This window comes from Oricola nitratireducens (assembly GCF_014904745.1).
GTDB classification, from domain to species: Bacteria; Pseudomonadota; Alphaproteobacteria; order Rhizobiales; family Rhizobiaceae; genus Oricola; species Oricola nitratireducens.
Window position 1 is genome coordinate 1 of the sequence record NZ_JACZCS010000014.1, and the last position, 17,575, is coordinate 17,575.

The window sequence follows — 17,575 nt, forward strand, 5'->3', positions numbered from 1 at the left end:
AGCAGGGCGAGTTTCAACGCTTCGGCGGGCAGAAACGGATAAAGCCCGAATTCGAGAACAGGCTTGTCCCAGCCGATCAACGCACCAAGCCAGCCAATTCCGAACGCATAGACCGCCACGAGACCGGCAAGCGCAGCGAATGCCGCGGTAACGAGACGGCGGTCGAAACCACGTTCGGCAAACCATCCGGTCACAAAGGCCGCGACGACGAAACCGGCAAGAAAGCCGCCAGTGGGACCCATCATGTAGGCAAGCCCGATGCCCTTTTCCGGCGTGCCGGCAAAGACCGGCAGGCCGAGCGCGCCTTCGGCGAGATAGAGCAATATGGTCGCCGCACCGAGACGGGCGCCGAGCGCAAATCCGAGGAACAGGACCACGAAGGTCTGCATGGTCATCGGCACCGGAAAGAACGGGATCTGCACCTTGGCGGAGGCCCAGAGAAGCGCCGTTCCGGCGACTGCGAGCAGGACCGACTGAAGCGCGCTGCGCCTGCCGCCGAGAACGGCGTTCAGAAGCGTCGGGTGCGTGGTGGCGAGTGTGGTCATGATGACGTGTCCTTTCAAGATCAGGAAAGAGCTTCGCGGATGGCATCCATGGTTTTCGCGCGGTCATGGCGTGCGGCAAGCGCCGTATCCATGTCGACCTTCACGAAGCGGGTCGGCGTATGCGGCTGCAACTGGCCGATCAGGTCCATGTCGGCGGAAATCACCGTGCCGATCATGAAATAACCACCGCCCGACACCGCGTCGCGATGCAGCACGATCGGCTCGGTGCCGCTCGGCACCTGAACGGAGCCGTAGGGATAGCAGGCATCGGTGATGTTGGACGGATCGGCGCCGGCGCCGAAGGGCTGCTCGCGCTCGACGAATTCGAGCTTGCGCCCGCCCTGGAACCGGTAGCCCATTCGGTCGGCCTCGTTCGCCACCTTCCAGGTATCGTCGAAGAAATCCTTCTGGGCCTGTTCGGTGATGCGGTGCCAGTACAGGCCCGGCAGAACGCGCAGTTCCGCCGGATTGCCCGGACCGCGGCGCAGGGTCTGCGGGACGGTCAGACCTTCCTTGACGGATTTCGACCCCTTACCGAGCGGCAGCGTGTCGCCCGGCTGGACGGCGCGGCCGTCAATGCCGCCGAGCGCGCCGATGGCGTAGGTCGAACGGCTGCCCAGCTTCGGCTCGGTGTTGATGCCGCCGGAAATCGCGATATAGGCGCGCGCGCCGGACTTCAGGAAGTCGAAGGACAGCACCTGCCCTGCCTTCACCGGGAAGGCGGTCCAGGTCTCGCGCGGCTCGCCGTCGAGCTTGGGCGGCAGTTCGGCGCCGCAGACTGCGACCATGGCGTCCTCGGTGAACTCCAGTTCCGGACCGACAAAGACGGATTCCAGCCCGGCCGCGCCCTCGTCATTGCCGACCAGCAGGTTGGCCGTTCTCAGAGCGAGGCGGTCCATAGCGCCACCCATCGGAATGCCGAGGTGATAGTAGCCCGGCCGCCCCATGTCCTGGATCGTGGTGGCGATGCCGGCGGAGATGACGTTAATCGGCATGGAGGGCCTCCATCAGCTTGGCGTTGGTGCCGTCGATATCGGCGTTGTACTCGTCGAGCGAGAAGCGGACGTTCTTGATCCGGGGCGCGAAAGTGCCTGCCTGCACCTCGGCGACGGCGGCGTCATATTCCTCGCGGTTGATCGGCTTCCATTTGACGATATCGCCCGGCTTGAAGAAGACCATGAAGTCCTGGAGGTAGGAGACCTTCTGTTCCGGGTCGTAGATCGGCATCGGCGTGATGCCGAACATCTGGTAGCCGCCGGCGCCGCGCACCGAATAGATACAGGAGAAGCAGCCGCCGTAACCGACCGTCAGGCGCGGCGTGTCGGTTCGCGGGCGCAGATATTTCGGCACCTCGATCTGCCGCGGCCGATCGACCATCTGATAGAGGAACGGCAGGCCGGAGACGAAGCCGACCATCGAGACGAACCACGGCGCACCCGAATGCGCCTCGATGAACTTCTCGACGCTGTCATAGCCGTTGATGCGCGCGGCATATTCGATGTCGGTGGCGTTCGGATCCTGATGGCGTTCGCGAAAGCGCATCAAGGTCTCGTGGGTCCACGGATCCTGGTAGTAGACCGGGATCTCGATGATACGGGTATCGAGCACCGGCTCGGCGCTTTCCGCCGTCTCCTCCAGCCGCTTCAACTCCGCCATCATGTCGTTCGGGTGGATCACGTCGGGATCGAACTTGATCTGGAACGAGGCGTTGGCCGGGCAGATTTCGGTGACGCCCTTGATGTTGGCTTCGCGCACGGCATTCGTCATCGACAGGCTGACGAAGAATGCCTCCAGCGACATCGCCTCGTCGACTTCGACGAAGATGTGCTCATCGCCTCCGAATGTGTATCGGCTACCCATGTGCCTGAGCCTCCTTTTTTTGCCTGATGAGATCGAGATTGTCTTCGAGCCACGGCTCCAGCCAGCGGGTATGGACCGCGCTGGCGCGAACGTCGTCGCTCTCGAGAAGCGCCTGGAACAGCGGCGCGGTGGTCGGCAGTCCTTCGATCTGCAACTCGTCGAGCGCGCGCTTGAGGCGCATCAGCGCCTTGTCGCGGTCTTCCGCCCAGACGATCAGCTTGCCGAGCAGCGAGTCGTAGAAGGGAGGTACCGCGTAGCCCGGATAAAGCATGTGGTCGAAGCGCACGCCCGGCCCGTCGGGTGTCAGCAATTCGCCGACAATGCCGGGGAAAGGCATGAAGTTGTTGGCCGGGTCCTCGGCGTTCAGCCGCACCTCGATGGCATGGCCCGTCCGGCTGATCGCTTCCTGGCCGGCGCGCAGCTTGGCCCCTCCGGCGATCGCGATCATCTCGGCGACCAGATCGACGCCGCAGATCATCTCCGTGACCGGGTGCTCCACCTGGATGCGGGTGTTCATCTCGATGAAGTAGAATTCGCCCGTGACGTCGTCATAGAGATATTCGATCGTGCCGGCGCCCTTGTAGTTGACCGCCTTCGCCAGCGCGACGGCCGAGCGACAGAGTTGCTCGCGCACATCCTCGTTCAGGGCGACCGACGGCGCCTCTTCCCAGACCTTCTGCCGGCGGCGCTGCAACGAGCATTCGCGCTCGTAGAAGTGGACGACATCCTCGCCGTCGCCGAGCACCTGCACCTCGATATGGCGGGCGCGCTCGATGACCTTCTCGATATAGATGCCGCCGTCGCCGAAGGCGGCCTTTGCTTCCGACGAGGCTTGCGGCGCAAGCGCATGGAATTCGCCCGCGTCGTGGGCGATGCGGATGCCGCGACCGCCGCCGCCCGCGGCCGCCTTGATCATCACCGGAAACCCGATATGCGCGGCAAGGTGTGCGGCCGCTTCCATGTCCTCGATGACACCGTCGCTGCCCGGCACTGTCGGCACGTTCGCCCTTTTCGCCTCGGCGCGCGCGGCCGCCTTGTCTCCCATCAGACGGATCGTGTCGCCGCTCGGGCCGACGAAAATCAGCCCGGCATTCGCGACCGCGTCCGCAAAGGCCGCGTTCTCGGCGAGGAAGCCGTATCCCGGATGGATCGCATCGGCGCCGCTTTCCTTCGCAGCCTTCAGGATTGCCTCGACATCGAGATAGGATTTCGCCGCCTGAGGCGGGCCGATATTGACCGCCTCGTCGGCCATGCGCACCGCACGGCTGTCCTTGTCGGCCTCGCTGTGCACCTGCACCGTCGCTATGCCGAGATCGCGCGCCGCGCGGATAATACGGACCGCGATTTCGCCGCGATTGGCGATCAGCAGTTTCCTGATATTGCCTCGTGACACGGCCGCCTCAGCCCAACTCGGCGATCGTCTGGCCGGCCATGACCGGCTCGGCGTCATCGATCGGAAAACCGGTTATCGTTCCGTCGGCATCCGCCTTGATCTCATGGAAGGTTTTCATCACCTCGACCAAACCGATGGTATCGCCCTTTGCGACAGTGTCTCCGATCTCCTTGAATACTGGCTGATCGGGCGCGGGTTTGCGGTAGAAGGTTCCCGGGATCGGGGATCTGACCTCGTGTTTTGCCATCGATTTTTCTCCTTTGGGACATCGGCGGGCCGTATCAGGCCGCTTCCAGCTGACTGACTGCATTCCGCACAGCCTTGACGATTTCGACGGCGCCCGGCGTGTCGGAATGAACGCAGATCGTTTCGGCGCGCACGGCAACCGGTTTGCCGTTGATGCTTGTGACCCTGCCATCTTTTACGGCATCAGTCGCGCGGGATGCCGCTACGGCAGGCTCGACCGCATGGTGTTCGCGCGTGATGATCAGCCCGCCATTGTCGTCGTAATCGAGATCGGCGAAAAACTCCGCCTGGAAGGCTATCCCGCGAGCCTTGTAGACTTCCTCGTGCAATGTTCCTGCAAGGCCGAGCACCGGGACTTTGTAGATCTCGGCTGCATCCGCGACGGCCTGGGCGATATGCTCCATGCGAGCCGCCATTCCGTAAAGCGCTCCATGCGGTTTGAGATGCGCCAGCGGCAGGCCGGCGACGTCCAGGAAACCCTTCAGTGCGCCGATTTGATAGATAATGATGTTGAACATTTCGTCGCGGTCGATCTTCATCTCGCGGCGCCCGAAACCGGGCAGATCCGGCAACGAGAAATGCGCGCCCACCTTCACGTCGTGTTTCCTGGCGAGTTCGACGGTACGGCGCATGTGATTGGGATCGGAGCCATGAAATCCGCAAGCGACATTGGCCTGCGAGATGAAGGGCATGATCCCTTCGTCGTCCCCCATCTTGTAGAGCCCGAAGCTCTCGCCCATGTCGCAATTGATTTCCACAGGCATCGCGTGGTCTCCCATCTTCGGTCAGGCATGCCACTCTGCGCGCGTGGCAGGCTCTCTCTCCATATGAAGACGATAATGAACGAGGTCCGCGGACGTAAAATATGATTATCGCGATACCATTTTCTGTTTTTTTTATATGACAGAAACCGATACAGTTCCGGCCGGCAAACCGCCTTGGCCGCAACCGGCTGCCAATGGAACAGGAAGAATTCTGTTTTCAAAGGGTGAATCATATCAGGTACGAACATGGCCGCGGCCTGGCGTGAGGAACAGCGGCGAGAAGCATTTTCGTATTTTTTAATACAAGGCATCAACAAAATGAATGAGCCGACAATCCGCCAGCTCCGCTACTTTATCGCGGTCGCCAACACCGCCCAGATCTCGCGCGCCGCGATGGAACTCAACGTGTCCCAATCGGCTGTGACGACGGCAGTCAAGCAGCTTGAGGAGACCGTGGGAGCGCAGTTGCTTCACCGCCATGCGAGCGGAGTCGCACTCACCTATGAGGGCAACATTTTTCTCGATCACGCCCATCGGATCATGGCCGCACTCGACGAGGCCGTCAGGTCTCCGAGCCGTCTGCGCGACGATGTGAAGGGCAAGCTGCGGCTCGCGATGACCTATACCGTCGCCGGCTATTTCATCCCGCCCTATATCGAACGCTTCGTTCGCGCCTTTCCCGGCGTCGACCTGCAGCTGACCGAAGCCTCCCGTAACGCCATCGAGGACGGGCTCGTATCCGGCACATTCGATCTTGCCGTGATGCTGACCTCCAACATCGTGAACCAGGAAGGCATCTCTTACGACACTTTGCTGCAATCGCGCCGCAGGCTCTGGCTGCCATCGCAACATCCGCTGCTCGCCAGCTCCTCCGTTTCGCTGCAGGACGTGGCGAGAGAGCCCTACATCATGCTCACGGTCGACGAGGCCAGCAACACGGCCCAGCGCTACTGGAACCGCAACAGCCTGCGGCCGCAGACGACCTTCCGCACGTCCTCCGTCGAAGCCGTGCGCTCGATGGTCGCCAACGGCATGGGAGTGACGATCCTGTCGGACATGGTCTACCGGCCCTGGTCGCTCGACGGACGCCGGGTGGAAGTGATCTCGCTGGTCGACCACATCCCGACGATGGACGTCGGCCTGGCATGGGCGACCAACATTGAACACAGTCCCGCCGTGTCCGCCTTCAAGGAATTCATGCACCTGGGGCCCGCCGAGCGACGCTGACGCGTGCCGGCTTCAGCTCCCTCAGGCCTCGTTGACGATGACATAGACGCCGGTTTCGTGCAGATCGGCGGTCCAGCCGGGTTCGATCACAAGCGTCGTCGTTACTTCCTCGATCACCGCAGGCCCCGCCACGCGGTCGCCGGCGCCAAGCAGCCCCCCGTCATACACCGGCGTTTCCGTCGTCTTGCCGGAAGCCTCGAAGACCATGGCGCGCACGCCCTTCAGAGCGGTTTCGGCTCCGTTGCCTTCGGCGATGTTCATCCGCTTGGGATTTTCGACATGGCCCTGGATCGTGCTTTCGACATTGACCACCTCCACGGCGCTGTGGGGTTCGTCATAGGTGTAGAGTTCCCGATGGCGAGCGTGGAAGGCGTACTTGATCTGCTCAAGCGCGGCCTCGTCCACCTCGAATGCATCGATTTCGACCGTGCATTCGTGCACTTGGCCAACATAGCGCATGTCGAGACTGCGCCGGATCGAAATGCGCTCGCGCGTGAAGTCGTCCGCCTCCAGATCGGCTATGCCCCGCGCTTCCAGCCCGTTGAACAGACTGTCGAGCTTCTTTGCCGCCTCTGCGCCTTCCAGACGCGTCGGCGCGGGCGCCATGTAATTATACTTCACGTCGGAAATGATCTGCCCGTAGGCGCACAGGCCGGAGGCAAGCTTGGAGACAAGAACCTTCTTGATCCCGATCTCGCGGGCAAGCGCCGTGATATGCGCGCCGGTCGCGCCGCCTGCCCCCATCAGCACGAAATCGCGCGGATCATAGCCGCGTTCGACCGACACGCGGCGAATGCCGTTCACCATGTTGTTGTTAACGATGGTGAACATCCCATAGGCCGCCTTTTCGACCGAAATTCCAAGCGGATCGGCCAGCTTTTCGCGGATCGCGGCACGCGCCTTCGCGCGGTCGAGCGGCAGGCGTCCGCCAACGAGTCCATCGTCGCTGAGATAGCCAAGGGTAAGGTTCGCATCGGTGGTCGTCGGGTTCTCGCCGCCCTGGCCGTAACAGGCCGGGCCCGGCTCCGACCCCGCCGATTGCGGGCCCATCTGTAGCAGGCCCATGTCGTCGATCCAGCCGATGGAGCCGCCGCCGGCGCCCAACGTCTCGACCTGGATCATGGGAATGCCGATCCGGTATCGCAGGAAGTCGATATTCTTGTTGACGTTCGCCTTGCCGTCCTTCGTCAGGGTGATGTCGAAGGAGGTGCCGCCCATGTCGATGGTGATGATGTTTTTCTCGTTCCACGGCGCGCCGACATAGAGCGCGGCCTGTGGCGCGGAGGCCGGGCCGGAATTGATCGCGTAGACGGACTGATCCGATACGACGCTGCCCTTCGCCAATCCGCCGTTCGACTGGAAGTAACGCACCGGGTTCCGCGCGCCCAGCGACGCGAAATAGGCATCCACCGCGTCGACGTAACGACGCAGGATCGGCGCGAGATAGGCATTGACGACCGCTGTCGACGTGCGCGTGTATTCGCGCACCTGCGGATAGAGCTGCGATCCGACGGTCAGCAACACGTCCGGCATCATTTCGCGCACGATTTCTGCTGCGCGCAACTCGTGGTCGGGATGCAGCACGGACCACACGAAGGATATCGCGACCGACTCCACGCCCTCGTTAAGGAAATGCCGGCAAGCCTCGCGGACATCCTCCTCATGCAGCGGGGCGTGCACCGAGCCATTCGAGATCACCCGTTCGCGCACGCCGCGGCGCAGATGACGCGGCGCCAGCATCGTCGCCGGCGGGTATTCCGGATCATACCGGTAACCGTCCTCTTTGTGACCCAGACGGATTTCGATGCTGTCCTCATGGCCTTTCGTGGCCAAAAGGGCCGTTTTCGCACCTGTATGCGTGATCAGCGCATTCAACCCGACCGTCGTGCCGTTGATGCAGAGGTCTGAATTCGACACGATCTCCGCGGCGGAAATACCTGTTTCCTCGGTAATCAGCTCGAGCCCGTTCCTGATCGCCCGCGTGGGATCCGACGGCGTGGATAGCACCTTGAACAGCCGGACATTGCCGTCCCGGCTAGCCAGGACGAAATCGGTGAAAGTACCGCCGGCGTCGATGCCGAGACGAAATTGCGTACGCATGGTTTTTCCTCTCTCCCCTGCCTCAGGCGCTGGCGCGCAGGACCGATGTTGCATCCTCGTCGACCACAAGCGTCGCCGGGTCGGCGATGACCACCCCGTAATCGAGCCGGGCGCCTTCAATGCTGACGAGGCCGTTGCGAATGTCATCCACCACCTTGGCTGGATCGCGCTCGAAGGCGGGGCCGAACCCGCCACCACCAGGGTTCATGTTCGCGGCGCGTTCGCCAGGCTGGATAGTCTCGATGACGTTGTCGGTGATCACCTGCGTCTGTCCGTTGCGCGTGATCTCGAGGCGGCCAACCTTCTTGTCGACCATTTCGGATTTTGCACCGGCGGCGCCCATGGCGGGGATCCGGCGGCCCTCGCCAAATGTGATCAGGGTCATCGGGCGATCGAGCGGCTCGACCTCCCACCGTGTGCCGGAGCCGCCGCGATGCTTGCCGGCGCCTCCTGAGTCCTGCATCAGCCCGTATTCGTGAATGATGATCGGATAGCTGTGTTCCAGCATTTCAATATCGCCGGAGGTGAGCGCGCCGAAGCAGCATTCCGGACCGCAAGCATGCCAGCCGTCCTGGGTCGCCGTGGCGCCGGCACCCGAGATGATCGAGGCGAGCACCATCGTCACATATTCCTCGTCATGGCGTGAATCCCAGCCGGCGATGTTGCAGCCATTGGCGTGGCCCCAGCTCGCAGAGACCTTGTCGGGCGCGGCTTTCTCGAAGGCCAGGCGCACCGCGTCGGTCAGCGTCTCCATCGGCGTCGTCGTGCAGTTCATGTGCGGAGCGGGAGACTTGGCGTTGCACAGTGTCCCCTTCGGCCCCATGTCGACCGTCACGTTGCGGTAGAGCCCCTCGTTGTAGGGCGGCGGAAGCTGGGCGAACATCATCAGCCCGAGATAGACGCCGGAGTAGCTGTTTCCCTCGTAGCTGTTGATGAAATAGGGAATCTGCGGCGGGCTCGCGATTGTAATATGGCAGTTTTCGCCGCTGATCTCGACCGTCGCCGTGATCTCGAAATCACCATAACCGTGACCGGCGTCCTCGAGGATCGCCATTCCCGAATAGGTTCCGTCGGGAACCTCGGCGATCAGCTTGTTCATGTGCCGGTTCGCCATTTCGAGCAGGACCTCGATGCAGTCCTGCACCGTCTCCTTGCCATACTTGTCCAGCAGCGCGATCAGGTTGCGGGCGCCGACCTGGCAGGCGCCGATCAAGGCATTGAAATCGCCCTCCTGGTCGCGTCGCGCGCGCATGTTGGTCAGGAGCATGTTCAATATGTCGTTGCGCGGCTTGCCCTTGTCCCAGATCTTGATCGGCGGGATGCGCAGGCCTTCGGCATAGATTTCCTTGGCGTCGGGATTGTATCCGGCCGGGACCGGGCCGCCGATATCCGTCAAATGGCCCTTGCAGACGGTCCAGAACACCAGTTCGCCGTGATAGAAGACCGGGTAGTACATGCAGGTGTCGATGATGTGGCTGCCCGCATAGTCCGGGTCGTTGTGGAGGATCAGGTCGCCTTCGTTGATATCGCCCTCGAAGAAGCCGTCGACGGCCTTCATGGCCGGTATCAGGCTGCCGAGATGGATCGGGATGTCCTGCCCCTGCAGGATCATTTCCGGCGTATGGTTGAACAGCGCCGTGGAATAGTCATGGGCGAGATTGAACACCGAGGAACGCGCGGTCTTTTCCAGCGCCATCGTCATTTCACGCTGCGTCGTCTCCAGCACGCCTCTGACGACCGAGAGCGTGATCGGATCCACGTCTTTCTGGTTCATAGCCGGTATCCTCCACAGTGAAACGGCCCATGCCGCGCGCCGGCGGCGTTGTCGCGACGCGCGGAAGGCACGTCCTCCCGCAGGCTGCCGCGTTTTTCCGTGCGGGTCTTGACGCTGGAGGAATGATCGTTTGACGTAGAGTGCAGAAATGACGGCGTCGCGCGGCGCTTGCTCCCGCGCCGTCCCCGCTCTACTCTTCCGCTACAACAAGTGTTGGAACCCGACGTCCCAATGACATGGATTGCCCATTCGACGGACCGCATTTCGCCACCTGAGCGCGCCTCTGCCTGGAGCGCGGTCATCGCGGACGTCTACTTCCCGCTCAAGCTGACCTACCGCTCGGCGGACCGGTTCCGGGGAGATCTGACCAGTCGTTCGCTCGGTCCCATGGAAGTCTCGCGGCTGCGGACGGAGCCCTTGCAGTACGAACGCCTTCCACGGCACCTCGACGGAACTGTCGAAGAAGAATTCCTGATCACCATTCCGCAAAAAAACCCGATCGTGTTCCGGCAGATGAACCGCGAGGTCCGCTGCGAACCCGGCGGTTTCATCCTGGAACGCGGCGACGCGCCCTACAGGTTTTCATACGACGACCGCAACGACCTCTTTGTCATCAAGGTGCCGAAGCCGCTGCTGGCCGGATATATGCGGGAACCCGACAGGCACTGCGCGAAGGTTTTCGACGGCTGTTCGGGCATGGGCGGATTGTTCTCGTCGATGGCCCGGCGTCTTCACCGCGAGGAAATGGCGTCCGGCGCCACCGCCGCCACCGTCCTCAATCGCCATCTTCTGGAACTGTTGACGCTGGCGCTTGAAAGCGCGGATTCGACGGGACCGGGGGCAGGCTCCGCCGTCAGGGCCGCGCATTTGAGGCGGGCCGAAGATTTCATCCGGGCCAACCTGACCAATCCCTCGCTGACCCCCGAACTGGTCGCCGGCGCCTGCGGCATCTCCAAGCGTTACCTGCACGACCTGTTCAAGGACGTGAACGGAACCGTATCGCAGCAGATTCGGGATCAGCGGCTGCTCGCCGCGCGCAACATGCTCGAAGTCGCGCGCAACCGCTCGATCGCGGATATCGCCTATCGTTTCGGCTTCAGCGACCAGGCGCAGTTTTCGCGGTTGTTCAAGGCAAAGTTCGGTCAAACGCCGTCGGACTGCAGATCCGGCTCGGCGTAGCGCGGAACGCGATCTGGCCGATGTCACGGCCTGGCATGATCGACGACAGTGCCCGGCCATGTCCCGTTTCTCACCAGTTTCCTGCAAATCTCGCCGAGGAGCTTGCCGGTCGCCAGACTGGCGCGCGGACGTCGCGCATCGTGCCGTGACGCAAGATGCAGGGTCCATTCCATTGCCGGTCTGGTGATTTCGACCGCGACGATTTCCCCGCCGCGGGCATAGGTACCGGTCAGAAAGGTCGGCAGGATGGTGCAGTAACCGGCGATCACCAAAGCGAACAGCCCCGGTAGCGAATCGATGTCCGCCGCGACATCGAGCGTCAGGCCTTCGGCGCTGCAATAGGATTCGATATGCCGCCGGATCGAATGATTGGCGCTAGGCAGCACCAGACGAAGGCGGGCGACCTCCTCGAGCCGAACGCGGCTGCGCCCGGCAAAGGCATGATCAGCAGGCACGAGGAGATGCAGCTTTTCCTGCAGGATGGCCTCGCTGCGCAGGCCCGCCATCGGCTGAATGTCGTACAGCACGGCCAGATCGAGTTTTCCGAGCTGCAACTGCTCCGACAGAACGCCGCTCATCGCCTCGACGACATGCAGTCTGATTTGCGGATAACGCGCCTGCAACACCGGTAGCAGTTCGGAAATGACTCCGCCGGCAACCGTTGTCGGCAGCCCGAGCCGGACGGTCCCGATCGGTTCCTTCGACAGATCCTTGACGACGGACTTGATCTCCGCGACGTCGTGAATGACGTCGAAGGATTTCTGCAGCACGTATTTTCCTTCTTCCGTCAGCGACGAGCCGCGGGAGTGCCGCGTGACGAGGATGACCCCCAGCTCCTCCTCGAGGCGCTGCAGCGACGCGCTCAACGCCGGTTGGGTGAGATTGAGCAGGCGCGCCGCGGCCGACAGGCTGCCGGTTTCGGCGATGCTGATCAGGGCGCGCAAGTCCCTCAACTCCATCCTGAAATGTCCTTCCGGGAAAAGTTCACATCATGCGCGTTCATGACTCTATTCATAAAACAGATTGATATCAGATATCCGGATTACCGCAATTGTCAGCCTGTATTTTCTCTGGAAGCATAAATTCTGCAAATGGGCGGCATCCCGACGTGATGTTGAATCGGTCGGCGCCGCTCGCGGAATGCTCCCCCGGCGACGCCCGCCGCCAGACGACGCGAAATCGCGCACCCGAACCGAAAGGATCCCAAATGGCCAAACGCATCGTAGATCTCAGCCTGACCGTCGAAGACAATATGCCGGCGCACAAGCTGTTCCAGAGCCCGATCTATCTCAAGGCGCTGACCCATGAGAGCACCTTGTCATTCGGCTTGGGCGTCGAGGGCGACCCGATGACGTTTCAGACCAACTATATCGGGATGCTCGACCATGTCGGCACCCATGTCGACGCCTTTCTGCACGTCAATCCCGACGGCCTCCCCATCAACGAGATGCCGCTCGATCTTTTCATGGGCAAGGCCGTTTGCTTCGACCTGCGTCACATCGGCGATCTCGAAGACATCACCGCCGAGCACATGGCGGCAGCCGAAGAAGCCGCGGGCGTGAAGGTCGATGGCCATATCGTTTTGCTGTGCACCGGCTTTCACAATCGCAACTGGGACGACAAGAAGCAGATCGTCTGGGGCAATCCGGGCCTGACCGTGGAGGCGACCCGCTGGCTGCATGAGCGCGGTTCGCGCATGCACGGCGTCGAAGGCCCCTCCACCGACAAGCCGAGCGACAACATCTTCGCCCAGCACAGGCTGTGCCGCGATCTCGGCATGTCCCACTACGAATGGCTGGTCAATCTGGAAGAGCTTCTCGGCAAGGGCGAGTTCGAGTTCATCGGTCTGCCGATCAAGTTCAAGGACGGCTCCGGATCGCCGGTTCGCGCCGTCGCGCTGCTTGACGAGTAATCCCTTTCCCGGCCGCGCCCTGCCCTGCGGGTCGCGGACACGGCATTTCGACGGAATTTTGCGCCAATGACAGACCTCGCCTTCTTGACCTTGCGCGAAATCAGCGGCGCGATTTCCCGCAAGGAGATTTCGCCGGTCGAACTTCTTGACGACGTGATCCGGCGCTACGAGGCGCTGGAGCCGCGCCTCAACATGTTCGCCCATGTCGATTTCGGTGCCGCGCGGCGCGACGCCAAGGCGGCCGAGGCGCGCGTCCTGCGCAATGAGAGGCTGGGCGAACTCGATGGCGTACCGACTTCGATCAAGGATCTGATCGCCGTGCGCGGCATGCCGCAAAGGTTCGGCTCCAGGGTAACTGCCGATACGCCGATGGAGGCCGACGCCCCGGCCGTGGAGAGGCTCCGCGCCGCCGGCGCCGTCATCCTCGGCAAGTCGACGACCAGCGAGTTCGGCTGCAAGGCGGTCGGCGACAGCCCGCTGACCGGGATCACCCGCAATCCGTGGAACACGGCGCTGACGCCGGGAGGCTCAAGTTGCGGCGCCGCGGCAATGGTCGCCGCCGGTCTCGTACCCTACGCCATCGGTACGGATGGCGGCGGATCGATCCGCATTCCCGCAGCGCTCTGCGGATTGTTCGGAATCAAGGCACAATTCGGCCGCGTCCCGGTATTTCCGACCTCGGCCACGCCAACCCTGGCACATGTCGGTCCGCTCGCGCGCAATGCCGATGATGCGGCCATCGTCCTTTCGGCGATCGCGGGCTTCGACAAACGCGATCCGTTTTCCGTCAAGGATGACAATCCGCGTTTTCTCGCGGACACAAGAATATCCCGCAAACTGAAAGCCGCCTGGAGCCCGACCCTCGGCTATGGCCGGGTAGACCCGGAAGTTGCCGCACTTACCGAACAGGCTGTCCTGAATATCGAGCAGATGGGCGTCGACGTCGAACTGGTGGAAACGGTCATGGACGATCCGATCGACTTGTGGACGGCCGAGTTTTATGCCGGCGTCGGCACGAAGCTGAGAGACACGGTCGAAACCCGGCCGGAACTGATCGACCCCACCGTCCTCGGCTTGCTGAAGGATGCTCTCCAGCAGAACATGCGCACTTATTATGAAAGCGTCTTCGCACGCTATGCGTTTCGCGACAGGATGCGCGCCTTTTTCGAGGAATATGACCTCCTTCTGACGCCGACACTGCCCGTTGCCGCATTCGAGGCCGGGCTGGACGTCCCACCGGGCTACGAGGACAGGAACGCTGTATCCTGGGCAACCTTCACCTATCCGTTCAATCTGACCGGACAACCGGGTGCCTCGCTGCCGGTCGGGTATACCGCACAGGGCCTCCCCGTTGGGCTGCAGATCGTGGCATCGCCTTATGGCGAAGCCTCGATATTTTCGCTCGCCGGTCGTTACGAAAGCGCGTCCCTCGAAACCGATCAGGCGACGCCAGGCGTCCGCCGGCCGCCGATCAACAACCGGACATCCTGAACCGGTCTCTCCAGGATACCGGTGAAGGCAAAGCACCGGTCAATTCGAAACCGCAGCCTGCAGAATTCGGTCCAGATTGCGGACGGTCCGCTGCCGGCCCGCTCCGGCCATGTGTTCAGTCTGTAGCGAATCGCCTCTCCATCTGGCGGCGAAAGGTTTTCGCGCTGTCGGTTTTGCACCCCAAAGCGGACTCTTTGCCGCTCGTCGCGGGATGACCGCTTTTGACCTAAAACTTCCGTTCTTCGCTCAAGTAAAGCGTGAACGCTCTTGACCTAGGGCCGAAGTACCGTGAGGCGAATCTGACGCAGTAGCATGTTAGTGCTTCCCTGCTGGACACAGATTCTGCCAGAGGAGTTTGCCCACGTTTGTTTATCTCTTGAATTAGCGACGATAAAACGATTCCCTCAACTAACGTCGGGCGCGACGATGACCTCGGTTCCCCATTCATCGCATTTCGCCTGGAGCGCTTCGGTGATCGGTTTGTCCGTGAAGAATGCATCGACCTCGGCCAACGAAGCGATACGGCCCGGTGCGGTGCGCTGGAACTTGGAGTGGTCGGCAACCAGGAAGGTCTTGCGCGCCTGCCTGATGATCGACTTCGAGACATTGACCTCCTGGATGTCGAAATCCAGCATGTCGCCGTCCTGATCGATCGCCGAACAGCCGACAACGACCAGGTCGAACTTGAACTGCAGGATCGTCTGCGTTGCGAGATCGCCGACCAGTCCGCCGTCGGACCGCCTGAGCGTTCCACCGGTGACGATGACCTGACAATCCGGATTGAGCGCCAGAATGTTTGCCACGTTGATGTTGTTGGTCACGACCAGCAGGTTGCGATGATGGACCAGCTGCCGGGCCACCGCCTCGGTGCTCGTCCCGATGTTGAGAAAGACGGAGACGTCTTCGGGAATCTGCGCCGCGCAGGCTTTCGCAATGCGCGCCTTTTCCGGCTCGTGCAGACTGCGCCGGTCCTCGTAACCGATATTGTTCGTGCCGGACGGCAACATCGCGCCGCCGTGGACGCGCTCGAGCCGGCCTGCATCGGCAAGTTCGCTGAGATCGCGCCTGATCGTCTGCTGCGTGACAGCGAAATATTCCGCCAGGCCGTCGACCGTCACCCGGCCGTCGCGCCGGGCGATCTCGAGAATCTCGTTGTGGCGGAAACTCTGGGACATGCGGGCACCTCCTCGCCCTGACAGCGGCCCTTATCGCACCTGTTTGTCGGGCGCAAATTTTCGATAATGCGCGATCACGATCAATTCATGCCCAAAACAGAATATTTTTGACCTTTTAACCGGTTCAATCACCCATGCTGCAGGTGCGAAGAGACAAATCCTCCACATCTTCATCGTCATATAATCTAATATATTCAATAGTTAAGCCTATAACGAACATTATCGAAAATTATATCTTTTCATTTTTGTTTGTTTCACCTAGGTTTCCCAACGGCAGTTGAGTGATGAGGGAGGACCAAGTGCCGCAGTCGCTGGAAGGCAGCCCGTATTGCGATCTCATGATCATTGGTGGTGGCATCAATGGCTGCGGGATAGCGCGCGATGCTGCGGGCCGCGGGCTTTCCGTCGTCGTGGCTGAGATGAATGACCTTGCCTCCGCGACATCCTCAGCCTCGACCAAACTGTTTCACGGCGGCCTGCGTTATCTGGAGTATTTCGAAATCCGTCTGGTGCGCGAGGCGCTTGTCGAGCGCGAAGTGCTGCTGCGCGCGATGCCGCACATCAGCTGGCCCATGCGCTTCGTCTTGCCCTATCACGACGCGATGCGCTTCGACACGGAAACGCCCGCCTCGAAGGTGCTCAACGCAGTCATGCCATGGATGAAAGGGCGTCGTCCGGCATGGATGATCCGGCTCGGCCTGTTCCTCTACGATCATCTCGGTGGCCGCCATATCCTGCCCGGCACGTCGACGCTCGATCTTTCGACGGCGCCGGAAGGCGAACCGCTCAAGAGCGAATTCCGCAAGGCATATGAATATTCTGATTGCTGGGTGGAGGATTCGCGCCTCGTCGTTCTGAATGCGCGCGACGCACAGGCCCGTGGCGCCCAAATCCTTGTGCGGACGAAGGTCGTCTCCGCGGAGCGGGCGAAGGACAACTGGACCGTGACGGTCGAAGATGCCGCGACCGGAACGCAAAGGGTGATCCGGGCGCGTGTCCTCGTCAATGCAGGCGGTCCCTGGGTCGGCGACATCATGCGCACCAAGGCCCGGCTGACGTCGAGCGAGGGTATCCGTCTGGTTCGCGGGAGCCATATCGTCACGCGCAGGCTCTACGATCACGACAAGTGCTACTTCCTTCAGGGAACCGACGGACGGATCATTTTCACGATTCCGTACGAGACGGATTTCACCCTGATCGGCACTACCGATCAGGACCATCCCGACCCGTCCGTAAAGCCGGAATGCACGCCGGAAGAACAGGACTATCTCTGCGGCTTCGTTTCGGCCTATTTCAAGCGCCCGGTGACCCGGGACGACATTGTCTGGACCTATTCCGGCGTACGCCCGCTCTATGATGACGGCGCCAGTTCGGCCACGGCGGCCACCCGCGACTACACGCTGAAGGTCAATGACGAGGGCGGCGCGCCGATCCTCAACGTCTTTGGCGGAAAAATCACGACCTATCGGCGCCTCGCCGAAAGCGCCATGGAGAAGATCTCGCCGTGGTTTTCCGGCCTGCCGGCGGCATGGACTTCGGGCGCGCCGCTGCCGGGAGGCGATTTCCCCGTCGACGGCGTTGGCGCGCTGAAGGAAAAACTGGCGTTGTCCTATCCCTTCCTGGACAGCTTTCACGTCAATCGGCTCGCGCGCGCGTATGGAACCGAAGCGTTCGCGGTCCTGGGCACCGCCAAGGAACCTGGCGATCTGGGGCAGTCTTTCGGCGGCACTCTTACCGAACGCGAAGCCGCATGGCTGATGGACCGGGAATTCGCCTGCACGGCCGAAGATATCGTGTGGCGTCGCAGCAAGCTTGGCCTGCGCATGAGCGCCGGCGAAATCAGTAACCTCGACAACTGGATGCAGCACCGCCGCGCAAACGGCGAGACCGCTGCTGCCGAATAGGTCAG

At 61.9% G+C, this 17,575-nt stretch carries 15 protein-coding genes; 5 read left to right on the plus strand and 10 right to left on the minus strand.

What is annotated here, in order from left to right; all coding sequences use genetic code 11:
* The 6 genes from IG169_RS08515 to IG169_RS08540 form a co-directional block, all read right to left on the minus strand.
* Positions 1-545 (minus strand): biotin transporter BioY (locus IG169_RS08515; RefSeq protein ID WP_193175771.1); only part of this gene is annotated, 545 nt, incomplete at its 3' end.
* A 20-nt stretch (positions 546-565) separates the two neighbouring features.
* Positions 566-1,540, minus strand: a complete 975-nt coding sequence (locus IG169_RS08520) for a 5-oxoprolinase subunit C family protein (protein WP_193175773.1) — start codon at positions 1,538-1,540, stop codon at positions 566-568.
* On the minus strand, positions 1,530-2,405 hold the full coding sequence (locus tag IG169_RS08525; protein WP_193175775.1) for a 5-oxoprolinase subunit B family protein: 876 nt from the start codon (positions 2,403-2,405) through the stop codon (positions 1,530-1,532). Before IG169_RS08525 ends, IG169_RS08520 begins: the two co-directional genes overlap by 11 nt.
* A complete protein-coding gene (locus IG169_RS08530) occupies positions 2,398-3,798 on the minus strand; it encodes an acetyl-CoA carboxylase biotin carboxylase subunit (protein ID WP_343225626.1) in 1,401 nt (466 codons plus the stop codon). The genes IG169_RS08525 and IG169_RS08530 overlap by 8 nt, the downstream gene beginning before the upstream one ends.
* A gap of 7 nt (positions 3,799-3,805) precedes the next feature.
* Positions 3,806-4,045, minus strand: coding sequence for an acetyl-CoA carboxylase (locus IG169_RS08535; protein WP_193175779.1), 240 nt, complete (start codon positions 4,043-4,045; stop codon positions 3,806-3,808).
* 34 nt (positions 4,046-4,079) lie between these two features.
* On the minus strand, positions 4,080-4,808 hold the full coding sequence (locus tag IG169_RS08540; protein WP_193175780.1) for a LamB/YcsF family protein: 729 nt from the start codon (positions 4,806-4,808) through the stop codon (positions 4,080-4,082).
* 318 nt (positions 4,809-5,126) lie between these two features.
* Here IG169_RS08540 and IG169_RS08545 point away from each other — a divergent pair, with 318 nt between their 5' ends.
* Positions 5,127-6,035: a LysR family transcriptional regulator gene (locus IG169_RS08545; protein WP_193175781.1), complete on the plus strand. Its 909-nt coding sequence runs from the start codon at positions 5,127-5,129 to the stop codon at positions 6,033-6,035.
* Positions 6,036-6,056: 21 nt separating this feature from the next.
* On the opposite strand, the gene capA is transcribed toward IG169_RS08545, so the two are convergent.
* Together capA and capB are read right to left on the minus strand one after the other, a co-directional pair.
* Entirely contained in the window at positions 6,057-8,135 is a 2,079-nt protein-coding gene (gene capA, locus IG169_RS08550) for a caprolactamase subunit alpha (RefSeq protein WP_193175782.1), read from the minus strand.
* 22 nt (positions 8,136-8,157) lie between these two features.
* Complete coding sequence (gene capB / locus IG169_RS08555) at positions 8,158-9,909, minus strand: caprolactamase subunit beta (protein WP_193175783.1); 1,752 nt, start codon at positions 9,907-9,909, stop codon at positions 8,158-8,160.
* Positions 9,910-10,140: 231 nt separating this feature from the next.
* On the opposite strand from capB, the gene IG169_RS08560 reads away from it, so the two are divergent.
* The gene (locus tag IG169_RS08560; protein WP_193175784.1) at positions 10,141-11,088 is read left to right on the plus strand and encodes an AraC-like ligand-binding domain-containing protein; all 948 of its coding nucleotides are present in this window, start codon (positions 10,141-10,143) and stop codon (positions 11,086-11,088) included.
* Positions 11,089-11,111: 23 nt separating this feature from the next.
* Here IG169_RS08560 and IG169_RS08565 read toward each other — a convergent pair whose 3' ends face one another.
* The gene (locus IG169_RS08565; RefSeq protein ID WP_193175785.1) at positions 11,112-12,047 is read right to left on the minus strand and encodes a LysR family transcriptional regulator; all 936 of its coding nucleotides are present in this window, start codon (positions 12,045-12,047) and stop codon (positions 11,112-11,114) included.
* A gap of 248 nt (positions 12,048-12,295) precedes the next feature.
* Here IG169_RS08565 and IG169_RS08570 point away from each other — a divergent pair, with 248 nt between their 5' ends.
* Positions 12,296-13,000 carry a cyclase family protein gene (locus IG169_RS08570; protein ID WP_193175786.1) on the plus strand — a complete coding sequence of 235 codons (705 nt, stop codon included), beginning with the start codon at positions 12,296-12,298 and terminating at the stop codon, positions 12,998-13,000.
* Between the two features lie 66 nt (positions 13,001-13,066).
* On the plus strand, positions 13,067-14,491 hold the full coding sequence (locus IG169_RS08575) for an amidase (RefSeq protein ID WP_193175787.1): 1,425 nt from the start codon (positions 13,067-13,069) through the stop codon (positions 14,489-14,491).
* A gap of 404 nt (positions 14,492-14,895) precedes the next feature.
* On the opposite strand, the gene IG169_RS08580 is transcribed toward IG169_RS08575, so the two are convergent.
* Positions 14,896-15,666, minus strand: a complete 771-nt coding sequence (locus IG169_RS08580; RefSeq protein ID WP_193175788.1) for a DeoR/GlpR family DNA-binding transcription regulator — start codon at positions 15,664-15,666, stop codon at positions 14,896-14,898.
* Between the two features lie 284 nt (positions 15,667-15,950).
* Between IG169_RS08580 and glpD the strand changes: the two genes are divergently transcribed.
* The gene (glpD, locus tag IG169_RS08585; RefSeq protein WP_193175789.1) at positions 15,951-17,570 is read left to right on the plus strand and encodes a glycerol-3-phosphate dehydrogenase; all 1,620 of its coding nucleotides are present in this window, start codon (positions 15,951-15,953) and stop codon (positions 17,568-17,570) included.
* Positions 17,571-17,575 lie beyond the last annotated feature (5 nt).